Annotated in this window: 6 protein-coding genes; 3 read left to right on the top strand and 3 right to left on the bottom strand. The window is 65.8% G+C overall.

Translation table 11 applies throughout. The features are described 5' to 3' along the window. Positions 1-3,397 (bottom strand): glutamate synthase large subunit (gene gltB / locus RT131_RS18960; RefSeq protein WP_313174472.1); only part of this gene is annotated, 3,397 nt, incomplete at its 3' end. Positions 3,398-3,701: 304 nt separating this feature from the next. Continuing rightward, positions 3,702-4,088 (bottom strand): I78 family peptidase inhibitor, encoded by a 387-nt coding sequence (locus RT131_RS18955; RefSeq protein ID WP_313174470.1) that lies wholly within the window; start codon positions 4,086-4,088, stop codon positions 3,702-3,704. Positions 4,089-4,207: 119 nt separating this feature from the next. On the opposite strand from RT131_RS18955, the gene RT131_RS18950 reads away from it, so the two are divergent. After that, positions 4,208-5,242 carry a DNA topoisomerase IB gene (locus RT131_RS18950; protein WP_313174469.1) on the top strand — a complete coding sequence of 345 codons (1,035 nt, stop codon included), beginning with the start codon at positions 4,208-4,210 and terminating at the stop codon, positions 5,240-5,242. On the opposite strand, the gene RT131_RS18945 is transcribed toward RT131_RS18950, so the two are convergent. Further along, positions 5,226-5,555 carry a hypothetical protein gene (locus RT131_RS18945; protein ID WP_313174467.1) on the bottom strand — a complete coding sequence of 110 codons (330 nt, stop codon included), beginning with the start codon at positions 5,553-5,555 and terminating at the stop codon, positions 5,226-5,228. The genes RT131_RS18950 and RT131_RS18945 overlap by 17 nt on opposite strands. A gap of 154 nt (positions 5,556-5,709) precedes the next feature. Between RT131_RS18945 and RT131_RS18940 the strand changes: the two genes are divergently transcribed. Together RT131_RS18940 and RT131_RS18935 are read left to right on the top strand one after the other, a co-directional pair. Then, on the top strand, positions 5,710-5,922 hold the full coding sequence (locus RT131_RS18940; protein WP_313174465.1) for a hypothetical protein: 213 nt from the start codon (positions 5,710-5,712) through the stop codon (positions 5,920-5,922). Positions 5,923-5,938: 16 nt separating this feature from the next. After that, positions 5,939-6,991 carry an SDR family oxidoreductase gene (locus RT131_RS18935; RefSeq protein WP_313174463.1) on the top strand — a complete coding sequence of 351 codons (1,053 nt, stop codon included), beginning with the start codon at positions 5,939-5,941 and terminating at the stop codon, positions 6,989-6,991. The last annotated feature ends 102 nt before the right edge of the window (positions 6,992-7,093 follow it).

Here is a 7,093-nt window from a genome sequence, read left to right as displayed (position 1 = left end):
CGCGCAGGCGCTCGTCCTGGGTGGCCACGCCGGTGGCGCAGTTGTTGAGGTGGCAGATGCGCAGGTACTTGCAGCCCAGCACGATCATCGGGCCGGTGCCGAAGCCGAAGCTGTCGGCGCCGAGCAGCGCGGCCTTGACCACGTCCAGGCCGGTCTTCAGGCCACCGTCGGTCTGCAGGATGGTGCGGCTGCGCAGGTCGTTGCCGACCAGGGCCTGGTGCGACTCGGCCACGCCCAGCTCCCACGGCACGCCGGCATAGCGGATCGAGCTGATCGGCGAGGCACCGGTGCCGCCGTCATGGCCGGACACGGTGATCAGGTCGGCACCGGCCTTCACCACGCCAGCGGCAATGGTGCCGACGCCGGCATGCGAAACCAGCTTCACCGATACCAGTGCATCCGGATTGATCTGCTTCAGGTCGTAGATCAGCTGTGCCAGGTCTTCGATCGAATAGATGTCATGGTGCGGCGGCGGCGAGATCAGGCCGATGCCGGGCTTGGCATAGCGCAGGCGCGCGATCAGCTCGTTGACCTTGTGGCCGGGCAGCTGGCCGCCTTCACCGGGCTTGGCGCCCTGTGCGACCTTGATCTGCAGCACTTCGGCATTCACCAGGTACTCAGCAGTAACGCCAAAGCGACCGGAGGCCACCTGCTTGATCTTGGAACGCTTCTCGGTGCCATAGCGTGCGGGATCTTCGCCGCCTTCGCCGGAGTTGGAACGGCCGCCGAGGCGGTTCATCGCTATCGCCAGCGCCTCATGCGCTTCCGGTGACAGGGCGCCCAAGGAAATGGCAGCCGTGTCGAAGCGCTTGAACAGCGCTTCGGCCGGTTCCACTTCATCCAACGGCACCGGCGTTGCTGCCGGCTTGAGCTGCAGCAGGTCGCGCAGCGCCGAGGTCGGGCGCGAATGCACCGCGTCCATGTACTTGCGCCAATCGGCGGCATCGCCGGTGCGCGAGGCGCGCTGCAGCGTCATCACCACGTCCGGGTTGTACATGTGGTATTCGCCGCCATGCACATACTTGAGCAGGCCGCCGACTTCCGGCTGCGCCAGATCGTTCCAGGCACGCACGGTGAGCTCGCGAGCTTCGGTATCCAGCCGTGCAAGGCCCACGCCGCCGATGCGGGCAGCGGTATCCGGGAAGCACAGTTCAACCACGTCCGGGTCGAGACCGACGATCTCGAACAACTGCGCGCCGCGATAGCTGGCGACAGTGCAGATACCCATCTTGGAGATGATCTTGCTCAGGCCCTTGTAGATACCCTTGCGGTAGCTGCGGCCGATCTGCGAGACCTCACCGCCCTTCTTCAACTGCAGGATGCCGCGCCGGCCCAGGTCGAACAGGGTCTGGTAGGCCAGGTACGGATACACCGCGGTGGCACCAAAGCCCAGCAGACAGGCCATGTGGTGCGCATCACGGGCGGTGCCGGTTTCCAGGATCAGGTTGACCTCACAGCGCAGGCCGACCTTCGAGAGATGGTGATGCACGGCGCTGGTAGCCAGCAGCGCATGCACCATCGGTCGGTCGGCGACCGGGTAGCGGTCGGACAGCAGCAGCATCACCACGCCGTCGCGCGCGGCCTGCTCGCACTCGGCGCAGATGCGCTCGATGCCGGCCTTCAGCCCTTCCTCGACGCTGTAGGACAGATCGATCAGGCGATTGCGCTCGACGTACTGCTCCATCTTCAGCAGCTGGCGCAGCTTGCGCTGGCTCAGCACCGGCGAGTTGAGGATGACGTGGTTCACCGTCTCCGCCGCGGCGTGGAAGATGTTGGTCTCCTTGCCGAGCTGAGTGGTCAGCGACATCGCGCACTCTTCGCGCAGCGGATCGATCGGCGGGTTGGTGACCTGCGCGAAAGCCTGGCGGAAGTAGTCGTACAGCGGGCGGGTGTGGCGGCTGAGCACGGCGATGGGGGTGTCATCGCCCATCGAACCGGTGGCTTCCTGGCCGGTTTCGGCCAGCGGCCGCAGCACCTGTTCGAGTTCTTCGGTCGTAAGCTGGAACAGCTTGTGGTAACTGCGCAGCGTTGCTTCGTCGAACGGCTCCTCGGCCAGCGAGGGATCGATCAACTCGGTCTGCAGGTAAGTCACACCCTGGTGCAGCCATTGCTTGTACGGCGCACGTGCACGGTTGATGCGGTCGATGGCGTCCGAATCGAGCAGGTCACCACGCTTGAGGTCGATGGCCATCATCTGGCCCGGGCCCAGCTTGCCCTTGCGCACCACGCGCTCGGTCGGCACTTCCCAGACGCCGGCTTCGGACGCCACCAGGAAGTGGCGGTCGGAGGTCAGCATCCAGCGTGCCGGACGCAGGCCGTTGCGGTCCAGGGTGCAGGCGGCGTAGCGGCCGTCGCAGGCGACGATGCCGGCCGGGCCATCCCAGGGCTCACTGTTCAAGCCGTAGAACTCGTAGAACGCGGCGAGGTCGGCGTCCTTGAACTCCAGCGACTGGGTTGCCGGTGGCACCAGGATGCGCAGCGCCTGGATCAGCTCCATGCCGCCGGCCACCATCAGCTCCAGCATGTTGTCCATGCTCTGCGAATCGGAGCCATGCATCGAGATCACCGGGTCGAGCTCGGCGATGTCGAACTTCGGCGTCTTCCACACCTTGCTGCGCGCCTGCGCCCAATGGCGGTTGCCTTCGATGGTGTTGATCTCGCCGTTGTGGGCGAGCATGCGGAACGGATGCGCCAGCGGCCAGCGCGGCATGGTGTTGGTGGAGAAGCGCTGGTGGAACACCACCACGCTGGATGCCAGTTCGTGGCGCTGCAGGTCCGGGTAGAAGGTGCTCAGCTTGTCCGGCAGCACCATGCCCTTGTAGCTGATGGCTTCGGCGCTGAGGGTGGTGACGTAGTAGTCGGCGACATCGCGCAGCGCCTGTTCGCTGCGGCGGCGCGACATGAACAGGGCCAGTGCGAACTGTTCGGCGCTCTGCTCGATGTCGGCATCGACGAACACCTGTTCGATCTTGGGCAGCGTGTCGCGGGCCAGCTGGCCGCAGACGCTGTCGTCGGTGGGCACTTCACGCCAACCGCGCGGATGGCAGCCGGCGGCGCGCAGCTGTGCATCCAGTTCGGCGCGACATCGCTGGGCCGCATCCGCGTCGTGCGGCAGGAACACCACGCCGGCGGCGAAGTTCGGCCCCAGCACGATGCCGGCCTCTTCGGCCAGCTGGCGCAGGAAGACGGTGGGTTTACGCAGCAGCAGGCCGCAGCCGTCGCCGGTGAGCCCGTCGGCAGCAACGCCGCCGCGGTGGGTCATGCGCGACAGCGCGGCGATGGCGGTATCCACCAGCAGACGCGAGGGTTGGTCGTCGAGCTGGGCGACCATGCCGAAACCACAGGCATCGCGTTCGTCTTGCGGGTCGTAAAGGCCTTGCGGAGTGCGGACAGCCATCTGTGCCTCGATGCGATTCAGGTGAGCGGCGACACTCCCGCCCGCTCGCTGAGCACGTCATGCATCGGATGGATCGCGCCGTGCTGCCGCACGTGCCGTTGGGGTAAGACCCGACGCACGCCGTTGCGGCGTATTCGCCTGATCCAAGCGCCCTCGCGCCCACCCGATGACGCAACGTGCTCGTTCAGGAGCGCACCTTGAGGTCACCGGATGGTTCGACTAAATCACAGTTGTTGCAGCGCCGCAATACATCGTTGCGAGCGCAACCAAAGCCTTGCCCGGCAAGGCTTTGGCTATACAAAAATCAACCGCAGCGCACGCCGCTGACCATACCTTTCTCATCGATTTCGATGTTCAGGCGTTCACCGATGAACTCCATGGTCACCGGCTGGTTGGGTTTGAGCACGCGCACATCGGTGGCGCCGGCATCTTCCTTGGCCTGGGCCTGCATGGCCTCGCTATAGGGCTGACCGACCAGGCCCTGCACCTGGCTGGCGTCGCAGGCGCCCGGTGGCGGCGTGGCTTCAGCGGGGGCGGCGGCTGCCTGTGCGGCCTGCTGGGATTCGTTCAGCGCCTCATCCTGTTCTTCCGGGGCTGGCTTGGTGCAGGCGCTGAGCGCCAGCAGCAGGGTAGCGGTGGCAATCAGGGCGGCGGGGCGGCGCAGGGCGCGCGGCGTCGACGGGAATTGCATCGGAACTCCAAGGTGTTGATGGTCGGTCCAAGCATATAGCCAAGTGAAGGCATTGTTGACGCTGCGTCGCAACGGGCGACGCGATACTTGCCGACCGCAGCAGCAAGGGGAGGTCCGCGATGGCCGCACATAGCGCAGCCGGGTTGCGCCACAGTAGTGACGATGAACCGGGCATACGCCGCATCCGTAGCGGACGCGGTTTCCGTTATGTGGATGCACGCGGGCATGCGGTAAAGGCGGCGACCACGCTGCAGCGCATTCGAGCGCTGGCAATTCCGCCGGCCTATACCCAGGTATGGATCTGTGCCCAGGCCAACGGTCACCTGCAGGCCAGCGGTCGTGATGCGCGTGGGCGCAAGCAGTACCGCTATCACCCGGACTGGGTGCGCATGCGCAGCGACGACAAGTTCGATCGCATCGTCGCCTTCGGCAAGGCCTTGCCGGGCCTGCGCCGACAGGTGCGGACCGACCTGAAACTGCCCGGCCTGCCGCGCGAGAAGGTGATCGCTATCGTGGTGGCGGTGATGGGCCGTACCTTGGGACGGGTTGGCAACGATGCCTACGCCCGCAGCAACCGCTCCTACGGGCTGACCACCCTGCGCAACCAGCACCTGCAGATACGGGGTGGCCGCGCCCAACTGCGCTTCAACGGCAAATCAGGGCAGCTGCAGGCCCTGCAGATCGATGACCCGCAGCTCGCCAGGCTGGTACAGCGTTGCCAGCAATTGCCAGGACAGTTGCTGTTCCAATACCGCGACGATACTGGCCGATTGCGGCCAGTGGACTCGGCCGATGTCAACGACTACCTGCGCCAGGCCACCGGCGATGCTTTCAGCGCCAAGGATTTCCGCACCTGGGGTGGCACGCTGGTGGCGCTGCGTGAACTGGCGCAGCTGCCGTTGCCGGACCACGGCGGCGAGCAGGCACTGAATGCCTTGCAGAACCAGGTGATCGCCGCGGTGGCGGCGATGCTGGGCAATACCCCGGCGGTATGTCGCAAGGCCTATATCGACCCCTGTGTGTTCGATGGCTGGCGCCAGGGCCAGTTGCTGCGACTGCGAGCGTTGCGCGGGCCACGGCAATGGGAGGCGGCGGCATTGCGCTTCCTGCGTGCTGCCCACCGCAGTGGCACGGGGTTCAGCCGCAGCGGATAGCGGTGATGTTGTTGGTGCGGCCTACCTCGATGGTCAGCCGCTCACCACCACCCGATGCCGGTGGCACTGTGCTCGCGGCGGGAGCCTCGGGTTGATTGCGCCCACGCACCACATTCACCTGCAGGCTATCGCTGTCGACACGGGCGCGCTCGACGGTGTCGGGCGCTGCGGCCAGGCCAACCGCACCACGCACCATGTCGGTATGGCATTGGCCGGAGACAATGCCGTCGATGGGCTGGATGCTGCTCACCCGTGCAGTGCTGCAGGCAGAAAGCATCAGGGCGGTGGCGGATACGGCAAGCAGACGGTACATGGCAGGCTCCGGTGACAGTGGCGTGGATGGCAGCATCACCGCTGCATTGTTTGCAGTAGATGAAATACACATCCTGTCCACGCGCATTTCACCGACGTCGGTGCTGCCCCTGCGCACACTGCAGGCTCCACCTGATAGCGAAAGGAGCACCGCAATGGCTACCTGCGACGTCTGTGGCAACAACTACGCCAATAGCTTCACCGTCACCCAGGGCAAGATTACCGGCACGTTTGATTCGTTCGAGTGTGCGATCCACGCGCTGGCACCGCGCTGTGCGCATTGCCAATGCGCGGTGATCGGCCATGGCGTGGAGGCAAACGGCGCCACCTATTGCTGCGAGCACTGCGCGCGCCATGCCGCTGGATGAGCGGGAGGGGAACGTCATGGCAACCAGGAAGAAGACGCCGGCAGTCAGCAAGGCTGCACCACGAAAGGCCGCCGCCAAGAAGGCCGCCGCACCGTCCGTCGACAGCGCTGCGCAGCGCACGGCAAGTCGTCAGCGCCGCTTGCAGGAGGACCTGCAGCAGCAGGAGAAACTGCGCAGCGCCACGCCCGAGCATCACGCTAGCGTGCAGGCCGGCGCCCGCCGCCAACCCAGCAAGCTGCCTGCGCAGCAGCTGGCCAAGCCGGGCAATGAACATGATCTGCGACTGGCCCCGCGCTATCTGGCCCCGGGCTACAAGGGCAGCGGCAAACTGAAAGGCATGCGCGCCATCATCACCGGAGGCGACTCCGGCATCGGCCGGGCGGTGGCGGTGTTGTTCGCCCGCGAAGGCGCCGATGTCGCGGTGCTGTACCTGAGCGAGCATGAGGATGCCAAGGTCACCTGTGGGCATATCGAGCAGGAAGGCCAGCGCAGCCTGGCGCTCAGCGGTGACGTGCGCGATCCGGCGTTCTGCGACCACGCGGTGCAGCAGGTGGCCAAGGCGTTTGGTGGTATCGACATCCTGGTCAACAACGCGGCCTTCCAGTTGCACTGCCATCACCTGGAGGATCTGAGTGATGAACACCTGCAGGAAACCCTGCAGACCAATATCGCCGGCTACATCCACATGGCGCGGGCGGCGCTGCTGCACATGGGCGAGGGCGCCAGCATCATCAACACCGGCTCGGAGACCGGTCTGTTCGGTAGCAGATCGTTGATCGATTACGCAGCGACCAAGGGCGCGATCCATGCATTCACCAAGTCCCTGGCCAGCCAGTTGCTGCCGCGCGGCATCCGCGTCAACTGCGTCGCGCCGGGGCCGGTATGGACACCGCTGAACCCCGCCGACAAGGTGGCTGAAGACGTGGCCGAGTTCGGCAAGGACAGTGACATGGGACGCCCGGCGCAGCCGGAGGAAGTGTCGCCGGCGTATGTGTTCCTGGCATCCCCGATTACTGCCAGCTATATCAGCGGCGCGATCCTGCCGGTGATGGGCGGCCCGCGCGGTTGACGGTGGGCTCAAGCCCCGTCCCCGCCGGCCCTGCTCGTTGGCTGCGCAAGGGGAGGGGCTACAGCTCCCTCCCTTGCGCAACGCGCAGGGGAGGGTTGGGGA

It is taken from the genome of Stenotrophomonas sp., from assembly GCF_032066555.1.
In the GTDB taxonomy this organism is placed as follows: domain Bacteria; phylum Pseudomonadota; class Gammaproteobacteria; order Xanthomonadales; family Xanthomonadaceae; genus Stenotrophomonas.
This window is presented reverse-complemented; position numbering and strand designations above follow the sequence as displayed.

Bases quoted from the DNA above. Each gene is read 5' to 3' on its own strand.
- RT131_RS18955 (WP_313174470.1), bottom strand. From the start codon at position 4,088: ATGCAATTCCCGTCGACGCCGCGCGCCCTGCGCCGCCCCGCCGCCCTG.
- RT131_RS18950 (WP_313174469.1), top strand. From the start codon at position 4,208: ATGGCCGCACATAGCGCAGCCGGGTTGCGCCACAGTAGTGACGATGAA.
- RT131_RS18945 (WP_313174467.1), bottom strand. From the start codon at position 5,555: ATGTACCGTCTGCTTGCCGTATCCGCCACCGCCCTGATGCTTTCTGCC.
- RT131_RS18940 (WP_313174465.1), top strand. From the start codon at position 5,710: ATGGCTACCTGCGACGTCTGTGGCAACAACTACGCCAATAGCTTCACC.
- RT131_RS18935 (WP_313174463.1), top strand. From the start codon at position 5,939: ATGGCAACCAGGAAGAAGACGCCGGCAGTCAGCAAGGCTGCACCACGA.